This window comes from Kitasatospora sp. NPDC096128 (assembly GCF_040303105.1).
Classification (GTDB): Bacteria; Actinomycetota; Actinomycetes; order Streptomycetales; family Streptomycetaceae; genus Kitasatospora.
On the sequence record NZ_JBEOSP010000034.1, the window covers coordinates 59,185 to 77,277 of the forward strand.

Genomic DNA, 18,093 nt, shown 5'->3' on the forward strand with positions numbered 1-18,093 from the left:
CCAGAAGGGGGTGGGCCGGATGATTCGTGCGTACAAGTTCCTCATGCGGCCCACCGTGGGCCAGGCGCAGGCACTCTCCGAGATGCTGCGGGATCACTGCTCCCTCTACAACGGGGCGTTGCAGGAGCGCCGCGACGCCTACCGGCACGTGTCGAGGACGAGCATCAAGTACGGGATGCAGTCGGCGCAGCTCAAGGAGATCCGGGCGTTCGATCCGGAGCGTCAGGGCCGTTGGTCGTTCTCGTCGCAGCAGGCGACGCTTCGCCGTCTGGACAAGGCGTTCGCGGCGTTCTTCCGCCGGGTCAAGTCCGGTGAGACGCCCGGCTACCCGCGGTTCCGGGGGGTGAACTGGTTCGACACGGTGGAGTTCCCGAAGGACGGGGACGGCTGCCGGTGGGATTCCACCCCGCACGACCCGGTGACCCGCGTCCGCTTCCAAGGTGTCGGGCACGTCAAGGTGCACCGGCACCGGGCGGTGGTCGGCAAGGTCAGGACTGTCTCGGTCAAGCGTGAGGGCCGTCAGTGGTTCGTCGTGCTGACCGCCGAACAGGAGCAGCCCGAGCCGCTGCCCGCGACCGGCTCCGTGGTCGGGATCGACCTGGGCACAGCGAACTTCCTCGCCGACTCCAACGGCGGGTTCGTCCCCAATCCCCGCCATGGCCGCAGTAACGCCGACCGGCTCGAAGCCGCACAGCAGGCCCTCGCGAAGTTCCCCCGCGTGCGCTGCGACCAGCGCACCGCCAACCACCGCCGGGCGGTGGCCAAGGTCGCGAAGCTGCACGGCAGGGTGCGCCGTCAGCGGCTCGACCACGCACACAAGACCGCCCTCGCCCTGGTCCGTGAGCACGACTTCATCGCGCACGAGAACCTGACGATCCGCAACATGGTCCGCACCGCCCGACCCAGGCCCGACCCCGACGAGCCGGGCGCGTTCCTGCCCAACGGAGCGGCGGCCAAGACCGGACTGAACCGCTCGATCTCCGATGCCGGATGGGGGGTGTTCCTGACGATCCTGCACGCCAAGGCTGAGAGTGCCGGCCGTGTGGTGATCGCCGTGGACCCCCGCAACACGTCCCGCCGGTGCCCGCAGTGCGGTCACACCAGCGCGGACAACCGGACCACCCAGGCAAAGTTCCACTGCGTCGCCTGCGGCCACACCGCGCACGCCGACACAGTGGGAGCCACCAACGTTCTACGGGCCGGGCTGGTCCGTCGAGACGCCAACCCGGCGTAACGAGAAGCCCCGGCGTTCACGCCGGGGAGGAGTCACCTCCTCCCAGAACAGCACCGCGCCGTCGAACCGTTCGGGTGTCAGCGCGAAAGGCGTCGCCTGCGCCAGCACGATGCGGTTGATCACCCCGCCGATCAGCGGGCCCTCGACACGGCCGGGACGCCAGCACTCCCACGACGGGGAGGCGGGCAGCGCGCCGATGGCCTCGGTGCCGGTCAGCAACCTGGAGTAGAGCTCCTCGAGTTCCGCCCGGCGCGCGGCGGGCGCGCACTGCCAGGCGCCGCCGAAGCCGGGGACGGCCATGTCGGCGTGGAACCCGACCAGGCCCGTGCGCGCGTGGAGCACCAGGTGCAGCAGCGAGATGTCGCTGTAGCCGAGGATCGGCTTGGGGTCGGCCCTGACCGCCTCGACGTCGATCAGGTCGAGGTAGCCGAGCGCGCTCTGACCGCCGTCGCTCGCGACGATCGCGCGCACCTCGGGATCACGCAGAAGTGCGTTGAGCTCCCCGGCGGTCTCCGCCGGCGTGGCCGCGCTCCACCAGCGGCGGCGTCCGGCTTCGAGCAGCGGCGCCCGACGCACGCGGAACCCCATCCGCTCGAACACGGCCACCGCCTGCTGGACGTTGGGCTCGTAGGCGGCCGGCAGCGGACCGGACAGCGATGCGACGACGACGAGGTCTCCGGGCCGCAGGGCACGCGGTCGAAGCAGCTGGGGCGGTGCGGAACCGGTCACCGGCGCAGTATCCCGGCACCCGCATCACCATGCGACACATTTACCGGACGTCCGGGCCGGCGGCCCCCGCCCTAGACCGCGCGCAGCAGCAGGCGGCCGTGGCGGAAGCGCTCGCCCTCGCCGGGCTCGCGCAGCAGCCGGGCGCTCTCGGCGAGGCCGGCCTCGCGGGCCAGGGCGGCGAGGGTGTCGACCGGCCAGCGGTAGGCGGTGGTGACCTTGTGGTCGAAGGGCGTCACCGGGGCGCCCTCGGACTCGAAGAAGCCCAGCAGCGCGTACCCGCCCGGGGTCAGCACGCGGCGGAACTCCGCGAGGTAGGCGGGCAGTTGCTCCGGCGGCGTGTGGATGAGGGAGTACCAGGACACCACTCCGCCCAGCGTGCCGTCGCCCGCCTCCAGCGCGCCCATCGAGCCGAGCTCGAAGCGCAGCCGCGGATGGGTGCGGCGGGCGATGGCGACCAGCGCGGGGGAGAGGTCGACGCCGAAGGCGTCCAGGCCCCGCTCCGTCAGCGCCGCCGTCAGGTAGCCGGGGCCGCAGCCCAGGTCGGCGACCGCGGCGGGGCCGGCCTCGCGCACCAGGTCGGCGAAGGCGTCGACGAGGCAGCGGTCCAGCGGCAGGCGGGCCAGGCCGTCCTTGACGAGGTCGGCGTAGCGCTCGGCCAGGGCGTCGTAGGCGTCGGCGGTCGCGTGCGGGTACGCCGACGACGAGGAGGACGACGAGGACGACGACGAGGAGGACGGCGAGGATCCGGGCACGGGGGACGACCCTAGTGCACTCCTCGGAGCGCTAGTCCCCCTTGTCACCGCATGCCTTCAAAACCTCCGACCGTGCCCGGCTTGCCTGACTGTCCCCAGCGTCTTGGGCATACCAATTTCTCAACAGGCTGTCTTCATATGTCTCAAGGTGAGATTTTATGTCGTAGTCAAGCTCTGGGAGATCCAGGGCATCTTTCGCCTGATTGATGACCTGCTGTCGATTCTGATATGTAGTATAGCCATTCGGCTCATACTTGGTGAGTGCGCCCTTCATCCACTCGCAGGCCTTGTCGTTCAATATTTGCGGAAGGGTTCCGAAAAACACCACCATTGCCAGCCCGACTGCGGCTGCTATTATTCCGTTCGCCGCCTGGCGGACGGTTTTCGGCGCAAGACCGAACAGGCGCCCGGGTACGCCGCTCGCACCGTCTCGGCCTTCGGATGGCCTCTGCTCCTGCTGCGGTGTACCGCGCGTGTCGACGGCAGCCACGGCAGCCACCGGCGCGGCAGGTGACGGTCGGTTGAGCAGTAGCCTCTCGACCCGTTGTTGCCGCTCGAGCTCTATGGCTGCTCTCAGGAACGGGTGGTGATCCTTCTTCGGCGCCAAGGCCTGGTGCCCGGTCTGCGGCCCACCGGGGTTCTGCGGGCGAGGAGGTGCGGCAAGCAGGACCGAAGCCGTCGAAATGCCGAGCCGCCGCTCGGGTTTCTTCTCCAGCAGCAGACGGACGACCGTTCTGAGCGGGTCACGCGCCTTCACGAGCGGTGGGGGCTCGTCCATCAGCACCGCGGACATGGATGCCATCGACGTCTCCCTCCTGAACGGGGAGATTCCCTCGACGGCCTGGAAGAGCGTTGCCCCGAGGGAGAAGAGGTCGCTGACCGGCAGGTCGGCCCGTCCCCGGATCCGCTCGGGCGCCATGTACTCCGGGGAGCCGATGACCGTCCCCGACGCGGTCAGCACCGTGTCGTTCTCGTGGCGGGCGATCCCGAAGTCGGTCAGAAGGATCCTCCCGTCGGAGGCCATCATGACGTTGGCCGGCTTGACGTCGCGGTGCGAGATACCGGCCCGGTGAGCGGCGTCGAGGGCCTCCAGGAGCGCCCTGGCCACCTTGAGTGCCAGGTCACGGGGCAACGGGCCGCGCCGCCTGAGGTATTCGTCCAACGAGCAGCCGTCGACCAGCTGCATCACGATCCACGGGCGGCCGTCGTCCACGACGACTTCGTGGACGGTCACGATGTTGGGGTGATCGCGGAGCCTGGCGGCACTTCGGGCCTCACGCGCGGCGCGCTTGAGGCGCTCGTCGTAGTCCTCCTCGAACTGCGCGGGCGGGAGCCAGATCTCCTTGATCGCGACGTCCACGCCCAGGACTTCGTCATGGGCCTTCCAGACGCGGCCGAAGCCGCCCGACCCAAGGCTGGAGAGCAGCCGGTACTTCCCCCCGACGAGCCGGCCAGGGCCTGCCTCTTGAGCCATCGTGTCCCCCGGGCTCTCGTGCCGACGAGCAATCGGGTTCGAGCGTACGCAGGGTGGACATGACCGGACCAGACACCGGCCCGACTCGGTCGGGATCGGAATGCGGCTGCCCGTGCCCTCCTGCACAGACGGAACATACGGACCACGGCCCTCGGCCGGTCCCGGGCAGGGCCGGCCTCCGCGAACCGGCCAGGTGATCATCTGTCGGACAGGCCTCGGCGGCCCGGGCCGGAACCCGGGACCGGCACTCCCTGGCTGCCGCCCCCGGCGCCCGCCATGCTGGACACCATGATCGACCGTGACGCCCTCGCCGACTTCCTCACCCGCTCCCGCTCCCGCCTCACCCCCGCCGACGTCGGCCTGCCGCCCGGCGCCCGGCGCCGCACCCCCGGGCTGCGCCGCGAGGAGGTGGCGCAGCTGGCCGGCCTGTCGGTGGACTACTACGCGCGGCTGGAGCAGCGCCGCGGCCCGCAGCCCTCGCCGCAGCTGCTGGCCGCGCTGGCCCGGGCGCTGCGGCTGGGCGAGGACGGGCGCGACCACCTGTTCCACCTGGCCGGCCACGAGCCGCCGCGCCGGCACGGGCTGCTGGCGCACGTGCGCCCCGGGCTGCTGCTGATCCTGGACCGCCTGCACGACACACCCGCCCAGGTGGTCTCCGACCTGGGGGACGTGCTGGCGCAGAACGCGATGGCCGCCGCCGTGTTCGGGGACGTCACCGTGCCGGGGCGGCGCAACCTGCTGCTGCGCTGGTTCGCCGACCCGGCCGGCCGGGCGCTGTTCCCGCCCGAGGACCACGAGGCGCTGGCCCGCGCCCACGTGGCGTCCCTGCGCGCCGCGCACGCGGCCCGTCCGGGCGACCGGCGGGCCGCCGAGCTGCTCGCCGAACTCCTGGCCACGGGGGAGGAGTTCGCCGCCTGCTGGGAGCGGCACGAGGTGGCGGTGCGGCGCAGCGGCCGCAAGCGGGTGCTGCACCCGGTGGTGGGGGAGCTGGAGCTGGAGTGCGAGGTGCTGGCGGCCGGAGGGCAGGACCAGCTGCTGCTGGTGCACACGGCCGCCGCGGGCAGCGAGAGCGCGTCCCGGCTGGAGCTGCTGCGGGTGGTCGGCGCCGCGGTGTGACGTCCCTCGCGTGCTGCTGCGGCTGCCGCCGCCCAGGGCCGGCTGCCCGTAGGCTGGGCGGGCCGGACGGCGGCACAGAACGTCACCGACGCGACACGGTGACACACCGATACACCGACAGATCGACAGAAGCGGGCAGGCAGCGGCAATGCAGTTCGACGACGACGGCGACCTCGACACCTCGCAGGTGGACGACCGGCGCGGCATCCCGGGCGGGAAGGTCGCCATCGGCGGCGGGGCGGTGGGCCTGATCGCGGTCCTGTTCGCGGTCGTCCTCGGGGTCGACCCCCAGCTCCTGGGCCTGTCCGGCGGCGGCGCCGGCAGCAGCTCCTCCACCACCGGGGTGCGCACCGACAGCGAGGTGCGCCAGTCCTGCACGAAGGGCGTGGACGCCAACAAGCGCCAGGACTGCCGGATCACCGCGGTCACCAACAGCCTCCAGGAGTTCTGGAGCGCCGAACTGCCGCGCCGCACCAAGGCCGCCTACAAGCCGGCCCAGACGGTGCTGTTCACCAACCGGGTCACCACCGCCTGCGGCCCGGCGACCTCCGCGGTCGGCCCGTTCTACTGCCCGGGCGACCAGAAGGCCTACTTCGACCTCGGCTTCTTCGACGAGCTGTCCAGCCGGTTCGGCGCCAAGGGCGGCCCGTTCGCCGAGTCCTACGTCGTCGCCCACGAGTACGGCCACCACATCCAGAACCTGCTGGGCACCATGCAGAAGGTCGGGGGCGACCGCCAGGGCGCCGACAGCGCCTCGGTGCGCCTGGAGCTCCAGGCGGACTGCTACGCGGGGGTGTGGGCGTACCACGCGACCAGTACTCCGCAGGCCTCCACCGGCCGCCCGCTGATCTCGGTCCTCACCGACCAGGACATCGCCCAGGGCCTGGACGCGGCGGCGGCGGTCGGCGACGACCGGATCCAGAAGCAGGCCACCGGCAGGATCAACCCCGAGGCGTGGACCCACGGCTCCTCCGAGCAGCGCAAGACCTGGTTCACCACCGGCTACCGCACCGGCGACCTGACCAAGTGCGACACCTTCTCCGGCCGGATCTGACCCCGCCGCCGCGCCCGACCGACTCCCTTACACCCCCGGGCCGTCCACGGCCCGGGCGTTCACCTCTCCTGCGCCCGGACCCGCCGCCGACCGGGCCACGACAGGCCTACCGGTCGTCAGAACGGGATGCGCCTGACAGGGGAACGCCTGCGAGTGCATCCTTGGAGCCACGCGGAACCCGATCGACATCGGAGGACGACATGGCCCTGGAGTTCCTGGGGATCTACCCGAACACGCCGGACGACGGCTCCCCGACCATCTGGCGGGACACGGAGACCGGGGACCTGCTCATCCAGTCGTACAAGGCCAGTGAGGCCGACATCCGGGCCGCCCAGGAGGTCGGTTCGATCCCTGGTCACACCACTGACATCCCGGACCACGAGTTCATGATCCGACTTCCCGAGAACATGATCCAGTTCATTCCCCGGCCCGAGAACGAGGACAACAGCGTTGACAACAGCGGTTCGTGAGCAGTTGGCGAAGGCCGAGCACTCTGCGGTGCACCTGGAGATGCGGGACAGCTACATGCTGGACGACCCGGAGTTCGTCGCCTGGCAGCAGGGCAAGCGGCTCGATCCGACCGACCGGGGTTCGTGGTGGCGGCCATGGCTGGACGTGGTAACCGAAGCGACCGGCCGAGGCGTCGCCATGCGTCGTCTGCGCGTGGTCTCCGAGCCGGTCACCGACTACATCCGGTACGAGTACGACGTGACGTTTCCCAACGTTGCGGCGGGTGAGGAGGTCCGATGGCTGCCACGCTCCCGCACGGGCGACCTACTGCTCCCCGGCCTGGACGGCTGGGTCATGGACGGCCGGGTGGTGATCCTGCACCACTTCACCGGCGAAGGCCAGTGGGCCGAGGCCAGGATGGAGGTTCGGGAGGACGCGGTGCTGGCCGCCCGGTACCTGGCGGCCTATGAGGAAGCCTGGGAGCGGGCCGTCCCCCACGCGGAGTACCGCCCCCTTTGACCGGCAACTGAGCACATGGCCGATTCGGCATCCTCAAGCGTCCAGCGCGCCCGGCAGGGCCTCGCGGACCAGCTGCGCGAGATACAGCGCGACGCCGGGCTCAACGGGCGGGACCTGGCCGTGGCCTGTGGCTGGTACCCGTCCAAGGTCAGCCGCCTGGTCAACGCCCGTACGCCTCCGTCCGAGGACGACATCCGGGCCTGGTGCCGAGCGTGTGGTGCGCCGGAGCGGGCGGCCGACCTGATCGCCATGCTGCGCGCTGCGGCAGGCATGTTCGTGCAGTGGCGGCGGATGGAGCGGGCCGGGTTGAAACAGGCCCAGGAGGCCCGGCGCCCGCTGTACGAGCGCACGCACCGATTCCGGTCGTACTCGTCGTGGTTGGTGCCCGGGTTGATCCAGACGCCCGGGTACACGGCGGCCGCGCTCCGGGCGATCCAGCAGCGCCGGGGGTTGACGGATGACGTACAGGCCGCTGTCGACGTGCGCATGGAGCGCCGACGGGTGCTCTTCGAGGGCGATCGGCGGTTCGCGTTCCTGGTCGAGGAGTCCGTCCTGCGCTGTGGCATCGGCGGGCACGCGGTGATGCGGGACCAACTCCACTATCTGACGACCGTCGGGGCACTTCCCAACGTGAGCCTCGGAGTCATACCCATGACCCCTGATCGCTCGCGCTGGCCGGCCGAAGGCTTCTGGATCTTCGATGCCGCCCAGGTCAACGTGGAGCTGATCTCCGGATACCTCACGATCACCCAGCCGAGCGAGGTCACGATGTACGCCGAGGCGTTCGCCGAGCTGGCCGATCTGGCCGTTCACGGTTCGGCGGTACGGGAGTTGATCACAGCTGCAGTTGAGACACTCGGGTGATCCCGGCGATCCCGCGTGGAATCCCGTAGAACTTCGCGGCGGTGCTCGTGGCCTGCTCCCTACTGTTCTGACTGAAAATCAGAGTTCGACGCCGCAGTGTGAGGAGGCATCAGTATGTGCCACGACCCGCCCGAGAAGTCCCAGCGGATGCCGCCCGGCCCCATTGCCGCCCGAGGTCTCCAACCCCCACAGCCCTGACGAGTAGGAGGACGGCACGATGACCACCGATACCCGCATGAAGCACAAGGGTGCGCCGAAGGACCCGCCGAAGCACCGTGGCAACCCCGCCCCGGAGCCGACGCCGCCCGCCCCTCCGTCAAAGTAGTTCCCGAAGCGGGCCCCTCCGGTGGCGCAGGGGCCCGCCCCGTTGGAGACAGGAGCCGGGGCTTGGAAACTCTTGAGCGGTTCGCGATCTCGTACGAGATGCGCCACTTCGCTGAGGTGAAATGGGCGCGCAAGGCCGAGCGCTGGTCGGTGACGTTCTACCTGCCCGGCGAGCGAGTGGGCACGGCGGAGGTCACCCGCGTGATCCCCGGCGTGACCCCGAACCCGCGCGAGGCACTGGAGTTGGACCCCGGGCTGCTGGACCGGATCCCCCGGGTGGTCTTCACCGAGTCGGGGGACCTGACCACGTCGGTGGCCGAGCTGCACCCCACCCTGCTGCTCCTGCTGGAGTCGGTGGAGGTCAAGGCGAAGTGGCGCGGCACCGGGGTGGGGATGGGTCTGGCCGTCACCGCGCTCCGCCGTCTGGCGGTGCCGGGGACGGTGGCGATCTGCTACCCCGCCCCGATCCACGACCACGGCCCGGACGAGCGGTGCAGCTTCACCTCCGAGGACCCCGAGGTCCGCAGGCCCGACGAGGAGGCCATGGCCAAGCTCCGGCGGGCCTGGGAGCGCCACGGGTTCGCGCCGATCGGCGACGGGGTGTACGCCCGGCGGATCGCGCCCTGATCACACCGTCCCCGGTGTGATCAGGGCGCTCGTGACCGCCGCAGTCGGGGCTCCCGACGCCGCTGCCCCGCCGCCTCGTTGAACCGAGGCGGCGGGGGAGGGCAGTCGCTAGCGCACCACGGGGATCGCCCCGGAGCGCCAGTCGGCCAGTCGCTTGCGGATGCTCGCCACCATAGGCAGCCCATCCGTCTCGTCCGGGGCGAACCAGGCCACCTCGTGGGACTCGTCGGACACCCGCAGCTGCCCGCCGACCGGACGAGCGAGCAGGCAGATGGAGAACTCCTGGCGGACCTCCCCGTCGTCGTAGGCGAAGACGTGCCGGGGGTCGGTGTAGGTGCCGACGATCCCGGTGATCTCGACGTCGATGCCGGTCTCCTCGCGCGTCTCCCGGATGCCGCACCCGGCGAGCGACTCACCGATGTCCATCCTGCCGCCGGGCAGGGCCCACATCCCGTTGTCGGTACGGCGCTGGAGCAGGATACGGCCCGCACCGTCGACCACGACGACGGACGCGGCCGGGACAAGGGAGTTCGCCTCGGGGGCGTCCGGATCGTCCTCGTAGTCACGCCTGGGCATGCTCTGCCGCCTCCGTTGTCGAGATCGTCCACACATCGCGTCCTGTCGCCCACATGCCCTCGACGTGACCGGCGAAGCGATCGAACACACCGTCGTCCTGGGCCCGCCGGAAGTGCATCATCGGGGCGTCGTGGCCGATCCTACCGGGCAGCAATGGCGTGACGATCATGTCGTCGTCGAAGCGGAAGACGCTGAGTGAGACGTGTGCGGTCTCGTATCGCGCCTCGATCGATGTGTCCCGCAGCTTCGCCAGTTCGGACAGCGTGACCTCGATCCGGGTCGACAAACTCAGGGGGACGTCCTCCTCCAGCTCGCGCTGACGGGTGACCGGATGGCCGGGCTCGCCAAGGATGAAGCGGGCCCGAACGCCAGCTGCTGCCTTCTGCCGAAGCAGGCTCCCGAAGTTTGCGTGCTCCAGCCACAGGAAGTAGTTGGTGTACCCGGCGAACGTCAGCTCCCGGGTCGCCCCCTTTATCAGCTGACGCCACAGCGTGGCTGGCGCCGCCGACCGGTACGGGTACATCTGCACCAACTCCCGATCCGGGCCCGACTTCACGAGCTGCTGTACGGATGGCCAGAGCACGGATTCCTCCTCGCCGAGGGCCCGGCTGGCCGCTGCGCGGTGTCGGGCGTGGGGCTCGCGTGCAGGGTTTGCGAGCCACCGGTCGACGGTCTTGGGGTCGACACCGCACACACGCGCGAGCCTGGACGAGGTCATGTTGGCACGAGCCATCGCGTCACGGAGTGGGCTGTTCACCGGCTGGCCTTCCACGTTAGGGACGTTTCAAGGTCTACCAGTCAGATGTCCCAAACGTCCCGCAAACGCGGTATGACGTCCCGTCAGTCCGCCCGACGATTCGAGCGTGACAAATGCCGCGCCGCCCATCCAGGGCCAGCTCCAGGCCGTAGCCCGGCCCCGCGCGTTCGCCGCCCGCCTCGACCCGCGGGTCGAATCCGCCCCCCTGGCCAGGCAGTTGCTCCGGGCCTACCTTTGCGCCCTCCCCGCCGGCGACCGCTACCGTGACATCGCCGAACTCCTCCTCGGTGAGCTCTTCGCCAACGCCGTCCAGCACACCGACGCCCCCGACGACCGCCTCATCGAGATCCGCTTCGCCCTCGCCAGCGGCCGCCTGCGCATCGAGGTCCACGACGCCGGAGCCGGGCGGCCCTTCGTCCGGTCCTCCATGCCGGACGAGGAACACGGACGTGGGCTGTTCCTCGTCAACGAGCTGGCGGAGCGCTGGGGTTGCTGCCCCCGGGCCGGCGGCATCGGCAAGTTCGTCTGGGCCCTCATCGCCCCCGCCCCCGCCCCCGCCCTCCTCACCGCCTGAAAGCGCGCCCCCCGATGCTGCCTCCCCTCCCCACCCTCGCCCGCCACGCCCTCAACCGGGGCCTCACCCCCGCCGAGGCCTACGCCGTCCTCGCCCGCCGCACCGGCGAACCGCTCCCCGCCGCCCGCGCCGTCTGCCTCGCCCTCTCCATCCCCCTCGCCGAGGCCACCATCCGCCTCAACGACTGCTACGAAGCCCTCCTCGCCGACCCCCGCCCGGGCGCGGAGGCCGACACCGGCGAACTCCTCGAAGCCCTCGGCGTCTTCGACCTCCCCACCACCCTCACCCCCACCGAACACGCCGTCGTCGACCTCTTCCTCACCGCCATCGACGCCCACGGCGCCCTCCGCGCCGGCCACCGGCACGGCCTGGCCCGCTGGTTCACCACCGGCAACCTCACCGCCGCTTACCTCTCCCTCGCCGCCACCCACCCCCGCCCCACCACCGGCGACCCCGCCCAGTACTGGACCACCCTCGTCCGCGCCGGCGAACTCCTCGCCACCAGCCCCGACCCCGACCCCCGCATCACCTACGCCCTCACCACCTGCCGCACCCACGCAACCGCCCACGCCACCACCCCGTAAGCACCAGAAGTCGACCCCACCGACTTCCTGAGCACCACGGCGTGGGCTCGCCCGGGCGTGCGGCCGCGCAGCTGCGCGGCCCCGCCGCCCGGTCGGGGCGGCGGGGCCGCAGTGGGGCCAACCGGCGGCCGGCAGGACAGCGCGGTGATCATGTACCGGATGCCCAGCAGGGACCGGCTTTCAGGGCATTCCGGCCACACACCCGCTGGACGTGAACCGACGGACGCGGGCCCCTCCGTCTGTGCGGAGGGGCCCGCCCCTTGAAGACAGGAGCCGGGCATGGAGCCCGTCGATCGGTTCGCGACCTCATACGAGATACGGCACTTCGCCGCGGTGGCGCGGCACCGGGGTGGGGATGGGACTGGCCGTCACCGCGCTGCGCCACGGGAAGTCGAACCCGCCGACTTCCCGCGCGCACGCCCGGGCTGCGCCCCGGAAATTCGGGTGGGCGGCCGGTCCGTGCCGTGCGAGGATGCCGGTCCACGGCAGGGGAGGCGGGGCGGCATGGGGCTGGACTACAGCTATGAGATCTTCGTGCCGCCGGGGAACGTGGGGAGGGCGCTGACCCGGCTGGCCGGGCTCGCGCCCCGGCGCGCTGAAAGGACGGCGCTGCCGGTGGCCCTGCCGGGCGGGGAGCGGGTGATCGTGCCGTTCACCTCGGGCTTCAAGAGCGAACCGGTCGACTGCTCGGCGGGCGGCACGCTCGCACTGGACACCTCGATCGTCTTCGCCGTCGACGACGCGATCCGCGAGTTCCTCCACGCCGATGTCGACCGGATCGACGAGCGGGGGCGGGTGTCGGTCGGGTACATCTACCTGACGGTCAGGTTCTCGCCCGCATGGCACCCGGACTTCGCGTCGCTGCAGTTCACGGCGGCCACCTCGGGCATGAGCCGGATGTTCGAGCGGTCGGCGAGCGTGCGGAAGGTGTTCACCGACCTCACCGCCGCGAGCGGGGGAGTGTGCTGCCTGCTCGACACCGAGAGCGAGGTCTTCGACCTCTGCTGGCTCAACGGGGAGACGGTCGAGGGCGAGAGCGTGCCGGGTGCCCGGTTCCCGCGCTTCCACGATCTGGTCGCCGCCTGGCGCGATCCGAGGGAGCGCAACGGCGGTTCCCCGCCGCCCCGTTGAAGCGGGGCGGCGGGAGAGAGGTCATCTGCCGGCGGCGCGGGTGCGGCGGGTGACGGAGTCCAGGACGACGGCGGCCAGCAGCACCGCGCCGGTGATCATGTACTGGATGGCCTGGGCGGCGTGGACCATGTCCAGTCCGGTGGTGATGGACTGGATGACCAGGATGCCCAGCAGTGCCGACCAGGCGTTGCCGCGCCCGCCGAAGAGGCTGGTGCCGCCGATGACGGCCGCGGCGATGGCCATCATCAGCACGTTGCCGCTGCCCAACTGCTTGTCGGCGGAGCCCTGTTGGGAGGCGTAGAACAGGCCGCCCAGGCCCGCCAGCAGCGCGGAGAGCAGGAACACCGACACCCGGATTCGGGCGACGTCGACGCCGGCGCGCCGGGCCGCCTCGACGCTGCCGCCCACCGCGAACACCTGTCGCCCGTAGCGGGTGCGGCGCAGGGTGAAGTCGGTGGCGACGACCGCGCCGAGCAGGACGACCAGGGACAGCGGCAGCCCGCGGTCCTGGTTGAGGGCGTACGCGGCGGCCAGGCCCGGCACCGCCAGCGCCCCGGTGCGCAGCGCGGTGTCGGCGGGCGGGCGGGCGGCCAGGCCTGCGGCGGAGCGGCGGCGGGCGGTGCGCAGTTGGGCGAGGAGGTGGAGGGCGGGGGCGAGGATCGCCAGGCCCCAGGCGTAGGCGATCTCGCCGTCGCCGAGGAAGGTGGAGTCCAGGCTCGCGATGATGCCGCCGTGGCGGTTGTTGACGGTGCCGCCGTCGCCCAGGACCCATTCCTGCAGGCCGCTCCAGGCGAGCATGCCGGCCAGGGTGACGACGAAGGCGGGCACGCCGACGCGGGCGAACAGCAGCCCGTGCAGCACCCCCATCAGGCAGGCCGCGCCGAGCGCCGCCGCGATGGCCAGCCACTCCGGCCACCCCTGGCGCACCGCCAGCACGGCGGCGATCGCCGAGGTCGCGCCGGCCACCGAGCCCAGCGAGAGGTCGATCTCGCCGAGGACGAGCACGAAGACGACGCCCACCGCGATCAGGCCCGGTCCGGCGATGAAGCGGGTGATGTTGGTGAGGTTGTCGGCCTGGAGGAAGTGGTGGGTGACGGACTGGAAGACGATCGCGATGACGACGAGTCCGACGACCACGGGCAGCGCGCCCAGCTCGCCGGAGGCCAGTCGGCGCCGGGCGGCGTCGGCTCGTCCGGTCCAGGTCGCGGCGGGCACGTGCAGGCGGGGGTCGGTGGCGCGGGGGTCGGGGGCGGGGGCGGTCATGCGGCGTCCTCCTCCTCGGCGCGCCGGGCCCGGCGGCGGGCGTGGGCGTTGTCGTCGGCGCCGGTGATGGCGGCGACGATCTGTTCCTGGCTGGTGCCGGCGACGGGGAACAGGCCGTTGTTGCGGCCCAGGCGCAGCACGGCGACGGTGTCGGCCACCGCCCGCACGTCGGCCATGTTGTGACTGATCAGGATCACGGCCAGGCCGCGCTCGCGCAGCCGCTCCACCAGGTCCAGGACCTGCGCGGTCTGCTCGACGCCCAGCGCCGCGGTGGGCTCGTCCAGCAGCACCACGGACGGCTCGCCGACCAGCGCGCGGGCGATGGCCACCACCTGGCGCTGGCCGCCGGACAGGGCGGCGACGGGGGCGCGCACGTCGGGGATGCGGATGGCGAGGGTGTCCAGCAGCTCGCGGGCGTGCTGCTCCATGGCGACCTCGTCGAGCAGGGCGCGGCGGCGTCTCTCCCGGCCGAGGAAGAGGTTGGCGATGACGTCGAGGTTGTCGCACAGGGCGAGGTCCTGGTAGACGGTGGCGATGCCGAGCGCGGCGGCGTCCTGGGGGCGGGCCAGGCGTACGGGCTCGCCGTGCCAGGTGATGGTGCCCTCGTCCACGGGGTGGACGCCGGCGATGGTCTTGACGAGGGTGGACTTGCCGGCGCCGTTGTCGCCGACGAGGGCGAGGACCTCGCCCGGGTGGACGGCGAGGTCGACGCCGGTGAGGGCCTGGACGGCGCCGAAGCGCTTGGAGACCGAGCGCAGCTGGAGGACGGGCGCGCCTGTCACGTGAACCACCTTGATCGTAGGGTGACTTGACGGACTTGACGGGCTACTTGAGGCCGGCGGCGGCGCAGGCGGCGGCGTAGTCGGCGGTGCAGATGTCGGAGGCCTTGTAGAGGCCGTCGGCGATCACGGTGTCCTTGATGTTCGCCTTGGTGACGACCTTGGGGTCCAGGAGCTTGGCGGGGATGTTCTTGTCGGTGTCGCTGTCGACGGTGGAGGCGGCCACGGACTTGACGTCCTTGCCCCGGAGGAGGTCGACGGCCAGTTCGGCGGCGCTGTCGGCGAGCGGCTTGTAGGCCTTGTAGATGGTGTAGGCCTGGTCGCCGTTGACGATGCGCTGGACCGCGTCCAGGCCGGCGTCCTGGCCGCCGACGGGGACCTTGATGCCCGCTCCCTGGAGCTGGGTGATGATGGCGCCGGCCATGCCGTCGTTGGCGGAGTAGACGGCCTGGAAGCCGTTCTTGCCGAGCTCGGTGACGGCGGCGGCGATCTTCTGCCCGGCGACGGTGGGGTCCCACTGCCCGGACTGCTCGTAGACGACCTTCTTGATCCTGCCGTCGAGGACCTTGTGCGCGCCGCTCTTGAACTGGGCGGCGTTGGGGTCGGCCTCGTCCCCGTTGATCATGACGATGTCGGCGTCCGGGGCCTGCGGGCCGAGCGCGTCCAGCAGGGCCTGGCCCTGGAGCTCGCCGACCTTCTCGTTGTCGAAGGAGACGTAGGCGGCGACCGGGCCGGTGGCCAGGCGGTCGTAGGCGAGGACCTTGACGCCCTTGGCCGCGGCCTCCTGCACCCAGCCCTGGGTGGACTTGGCGTTGAAGGCGTCCAGGATGATCACCTTGACGCCCTGGGCGAGGAGGGTGTCGAACTGCTGCTTCTGCTTGGCGGCGCTGCCCTCGGCGTTGTTGTAGAGCACCTTGCACTGCGCGCACAGGGCCTTGACCTTGGCCTCGATGAACGGGCGGTCGAAGGACTCGTAGCGCACGGAGGAGGCGTTCTCGGGCAGCAGCAGGCCGATGGAGGCGGTGTCGCCGGAGGCGGCGGAGTCCTTCTTGTCGCCGCCGGCCTTGCCGCAGGCGGCGGTCATGGAAAGGACCAGCGCGAGGCCGGCGGTCGAGACGAGGGCGCGACGCAGTAGGGCGTTCATCAGTGGCCTCTCCCTGGAGGCGCCGCGGTGAAGCGGCGCGGGTGGGGGGAGTCAATCCTGACCGCGTACATGACGTCAATAAGTAAAACCAGACTCGGAGAAGTCGCCTGCTATTCGTTATCTTCGTGAACGCCAACAGTTTTGACGACGTGTCAGCTCGCTGTCGCGGCCGCCGTCGCGGCCGTGGCGCGGTAGCGGCCCGGGGTGGTGCCGAACTCGCGGACGAAGGCGTGCGAGAGCGCGTACGCGCTGCCGTAGCCGACCTCGCCGGCCACCGCCGCCAGCGGATCCGTGCCCCGGCGCAGCAGGGCCGCCGCCCGGGTCAGCCGCCACCAGGTCAGGTACGCCATCGGCGGGCGCCCCGCCAGCGCGGTGAAACGCCGGTTGAGGGTGGCGCGCGAGACGCCCGCGCGGGCGGCCAGCGCCTCGGCGCTCCACGCCCGGGCCGGATCCGCGTGCACGGCGGCCAGGGCCGCGGCCACCACCGGGTCGGCCAGCGCCGCACCCCAGCCCCCGGCGCCGGGCCGACCGGTCCAGGCCCGCACCAGGTAGACCAGCAGCAGGTCGATCAGGGCCGGCACCGCGAGCCGCCCGCCGGGCAGCTCGGCGGCCAGCTCGGCGCCCAACAGGGCGACTGCGGACGCCAGTTCGGGGTGGGAGCCGCCGCCGGTGGGCAGGTGGACGACGGTGGGCAGCTCGCGCATCAGCGGATGGCCCGGGCCCTGGCCGAGGCGGTACTTGCCGCACAGCAGCTCCACGGCACCCTCCCCGCCGGTGTCCGTCCGGGGCCGGGCGAGCAGCGCCTCCAGCTCGGGCAGCGACCGCACCCGACGATGCGTCAACACGCCGTCGGACAGGGCGTGCCCGGTGCCGTGCGGCAGCAGCACCGCGTCCCCCCGCTCCAGCCGCAGCGGCTCACCGCCCTCGGCCAGCAGCCAGCAGGAGCCGGACAGCACCACATGGAACCCCGCACCCGCGTAGCCCGGGATCCGAACCCCCCAGCGCCCCGCCGCCCCCAGCCGTTCGCAGGAGGGGCGCCCCACCCGCACCGCGGCGATCGCATCACTGACCACGTCCATGACGAACCAGCATAGTGAGCCGATCAAGCATCCGGGCAAGCCGATGGAGCATTGAGGCGCTCACCCCGGCTCCGTAGGCTCGATCCGCAGACGACCGACACCAGCGGAGGGGCCGACCATGGAACGGATCGAACGGATCGAGCTGGGGGACGCGGAGATCATCCGGATCCTGGAGTGGCAGGGCCCGTTCGGGCCCGCCGCCCGGCTCGTGCCCGACCTCACCGAAGCCGCCTGGCACCGCGCCGGCACCGACCACTACGACCCCGTCGACGGCTCCGGCCTCGGCGCCCTGCAGACCTGGGCGATCCGCTGCGGCGGACGCACCGTCCTGGTCGACACCGGCGTCGGCGACGACCGCGAACGCCCCGGCACCCCGATGTTCCACCACCGCAAGGGCCGCTTCCTCGACCTCCTCGCCGAGGCGGGCATCCGCCCCGAGGGCGTCGACGCGGTCGTCAACACCCACCTGCACGCCGACCACGTCGGCTGGAACACCCGTGCCCGCGACGGGCAGTGGGTGCCGGCCTTCCCCAACGCCGTCTACCACCTGCCCGCCGCCGACCTCGCCTTCTTCGACCCCGCCGCCGCCCACCCCGCCCGCACCGACACCACCCTCGACCCCGCCCGCTGGACCGAATGGGACCAGGTCTTCGCCGACAGCCTCGCCCCCGTCCTGGCCGCCGGACAGGCCGCCCCCTGGAGCGGCACCCGCACCATCGGCGCCGGCCTCGTCCTCGAACAGGCCCCCGGCCACACCCCCGGCTCCTCCGTGCTGCGCCTGGAATCCGCGGGCGAGCGCGCGGTGTTCGTCGGGGACCTGCTGCACTCGCCGGTCCAGTTCGTCCACCCCTCCTGCAGCAGCTGCTTCTGCCTGGACCAGGCGCAGGCCGCCGCCAGCCGGCGCAGGATCCTCCAGCAGGCTGCGGAGCTGGGCGAGTTGGTCGTCCCCGCGCACTTCGCCGGCCCGGGCGCGGCCCGGCTGGAGCGCTCCGGGGCGGGCTTCGCCCCGCGCTGGGTGCGCTGAAGCCCGGGGCCGGTGCGCCGAAGCCCGGGGCCGGTGCGC

General features: G+C 71.8%; 20 protein-coding genes. 11 read left to right on the forward strand and 9 right to left on the reverse strand.

Annotation, left to right across the window (positions count from 1 at the left end; translation table 11 throughout):
- Positions 1–19: 19 nt before the first annotated feature.
- Positions 20–1,234 carry an RNA-guided endonuclease InsQ/TnpB family protein gene (locus tag ABTY61_RS30680; protein ID WP_350508362.1) on the forward strand — a complete coding sequence of 405 codons (1,215 nt, stop codon included), beginning with the start codon at positions 20–22 and terminating at the stop codon, positions 1,232–1,234.
- Here ABTY61_RS30680 and ABTY61_RS30685 read toward each other — a convergent pair.
- The 3 genes from ABTY61_RS30685 to ABTY61_RS30695 all read right to left on the reverse strand — a co-directional run bounded on the left by ABTY61_RS30685 (position 1,193) and on the right by ABTY61_RS30695 (position 4,189).
- On the reverse strand, positions 1,193–1,963 hold the full coding sequence (locus tag ABTY61_RS30685) for a S66 peptidase family protein (RefSeq protein ID WP_350508363.1): 771 nt from the start codon (positions 1,961–1,963) through the stop codon (positions 1,193–1,195). The genes ABTY61_RS30680 and ABTY61_RS30685 overlap by 42 nt on opposite strands.
- 71 nt (positions 1,964–2,034) lie before the next feature.
- On the reverse strand, positions 2,035–2,715 hold the full coding sequence (locus tag ABTY61_RS30690; protein WP_350508364.1) for a class I SAM-dependent methyltransferase: 681 nt from the start codon (positions 2,713–2,715) through the stop codon (positions 2,035–2,037).
- Between the two features lie 31 nt (positions 2,716–2,746).
- Positions 2,747–4,189, reverse strand: coding sequence for a serine/threonine-protein kinase (locus ABTY61_RS30695; RefSeq protein ID WP_350508365.1), 1,443 nt, complete (start codon positions 4,187–4,189; stop codon positions 2,747–2,749).
- 291 nt (positions 4,190–4,480) lie between these two features.
- On the opposite strand from ABTY61_RS30695, the gene ABTY61_RS30700 reads away from it, so the two are divergent.
- From ABTY61_RS30700 to ABTY61_RS30725, 6 genes are all read left to right on the forward strand, one after another.
- Complete coding sequence (locus ABTY61_RS30700) at positions 4,481–5,305, forward strand: MmyB family transcriptional regulator (protein WP_350508412.1); 825 nt, start codon at positions 4,481–4,483, stop codon at positions 5,303–5,305.
- Positions 5,306–5,453: 148 nt separating this feature from the next.
- Positions 5,454–6,359 carry a KPN_02809 family neutral zinc metallopeptidase gene (gene ypfJ / locus ABTY61_RS30705; RefSeq protein ID WP_350508366.1) on the forward strand — a complete coding sequence of 302 codons (906 nt, stop codon included), beginning with the start codon at positions 5,454–5,456 and terminating at the stop codon, positions 6,357–6,359.
- 200 nt (positions 6,360–6,559) lie between these two features.
- Complete coding sequence (locus ABTY61_RS30710; protein WP_350508367.1) at positions 6,560–6,829, forward strand: hypothetical protein; 270 nt, start codon at positions 6,560–6,562, stop codon at positions 6,827–6,829.
- Positions 6,810–7,328 carry a DUF6879 family protein gene (locus tag ABTY61_RS30715; protein ID WP_350508368.1) on the forward strand — a complete coding sequence of 173 codons (519 nt, stop codon included), beginning with the start codon at positions 6,810–6,812 and terminating at the stop codon, positions 7,326–7,328. Before ABTY61_RS30710 ends, ABTY61_RS30715 begins: the two co-directional genes overlap by 20 nt.
- A gap of 15 nt (positions 7,329–7,343) precedes the next feature.
- Complete coding sequence (locus ABTY61_RS30720) at positions 7,344–8,192, forward strand: helix-turn-helix domain-containing protein (RefSeq protein WP_350508369.1); 849 nt, start codon at positions 7,344–7,346, stop codon at positions 8,190–8,192.
- Positions 8,193–8,579: 387 nt separating this feature from the next.
- Complete coding sequence (locus ABTY61_RS30725) at positions 8,580–9,143, forward strand: hypothetical protein (protein WP_350508370.1); 564 nt, start codon at positions 8,580–8,582, stop codon at positions 9,141–9,143.
- Between the two features lie 108 nt (positions 9,144–9,251).
- Here the strand turns inward: ABTY61_RS30725 and ABTY61_RS30730 are convergent, their stop codons facing one another.
- Together ABTY61_RS30730 and ABTY61_RS30735 are read right to left on the reverse strand one after the other, a co-directional pair.
- Positions 9,252–9,719, reverse strand: a complete 468-nt coding sequence (locus ABTY61_RS30730; protein ID WP_350508371.1) for an NUDIX hydrolase — start codon at positions 9,717–9,719, stop codon at positions 9,252–9,254.
- Positions 9,706–10,491, reverse strand: coding sequence for an XRE family transcriptional regulator (locus ABTY61_RS30735; protein WP_350508372.1), 786 nt, complete (start codon positions 10,489–10,491; stop codon positions 9,706–9,708). Before ABTY61_RS30735 ends, ABTY61_RS30730 begins: the two co-directional genes overlap by 14 nt.
- A gap of 91 nt (positions 10,492–10,582) precedes the next feature.
- On the opposite strand from ABTY61_RS30735, the gene ABTY61_RS30740 reads away from it, so the two are divergent.
- The 3 genes from ABTY61_RS30740 to ABTY61_RS30750 all read left to right on the forward strand — a co-directional run bounded on the left by ABTY61_RS30740 (position 10,583) and on the right by ABTY61_RS30750 (position 12,765).
- On the forward strand, positions 10,583–11,050 hold the full coding sequence (locus ABTY61_RS30740) for an ATP-binding protein (protein WP_350508373.1): 468 nt from the start codon (positions 10,583–10,585) through the stop codon (positions 11,048–11,050).
- A gap of 14 nt (positions 11,051–11,064) precedes the next feature.
- Positions 11,065–11,634, forward strand: coding sequence for a hypothetical protein (locus tag ABTY61_RS30745; protein WP_350508374.1), 570 nt, complete (start codon positions 11,065–11,067; stop codon positions 11,632–11,634).
- 504 nt (positions 11,635–12,138) lie between these two features.
- Positions 12,139–12,765, forward strand: coding sequence for a hypothetical protein (locus ABTY61_RS30750; RefSeq protein ID WP_350508375.1), 627 nt, complete (start codon positions 12,139–12,141; stop codon positions 12,763–12,765).
- Positions 12,766–12,786: 21 nt separating this feature from the next.
- Here ABTY61_RS30750 and ABTY61_RS30755 read toward each other — a convergent pair whose 3' ends face one another.
- From ABTY61_RS30755 to ABTY61_RS30770, 4 genes are all read right to left on the reverse strand, one after another.
- On the reverse strand, positions 12,787–14,028 hold the full coding sequence (locus ABTY61_RS30755) for a sugar ABC transporter permease (RefSeq protein WP_350508376.1): 1,242 nt from the start codon (positions 14,026–14,028) through the stop codon (positions 12,787–12,789).
- Positions 14,025–14,810, reverse strand: coding sequence for an ATP-binding cassette domain-containing protein (locus ABTY61_RS30760; RefSeq protein ID WP_350508377.1), 786 nt, complete (start codon positions 14,808–14,810; stop codon positions 14,025–14,027). Before ABTY61_RS30760 ends, ABTY61_RS30755 begins: the two co-directional genes overlap by 4 nt.
- A gap of 43 nt (positions 14,811–14,853) precedes the next feature.
- Positions 14,854–15,951 (reverse strand): sugar ABC transporter substrate-binding protein, encoded by a 1,098-nt coding sequence (locus ABTY61_RS30765; protein ID WP_350508378.1) that lies wholly within the window; start codon positions 15,949–15,951, stop codon positions 14,854–14,856.
- Between the two features lie 152 nt (positions 15,952–16,103).
- On the reverse strand, positions 16,104–17,030 hold the full coding sequence (locus ABTY61_RS30770; RefSeq protein ID WP_350508379.1) for an AraC family transcriptional regulator: 927 nt from the start codon (positions 17,028–17,030) through the stop codon (positions 16,104–16,106).
- A 118-nt stretch (positions 17,031–17,148) separates the two neighbouring features.
- Here ABTY61_RS30770 and ABTY61_RS30775 point away from each other — a divergent pair, with 118 nt between their 5' ends.
- Positions 17,149–18,054 carry an MBL fold metallo-hydrolase gene (locus ABTY61_RS30775; protein WP_350508380.1) on the forward strand — a complete coding sequence of 302 codons (906 nt, stop codon included), beginning with the start codon at positions 17,149–17,151 and terminating at the stop codon, positions 18,052–18,054.
- Positions 18,055–18,093: the final 39 nt, after the last annotated feature.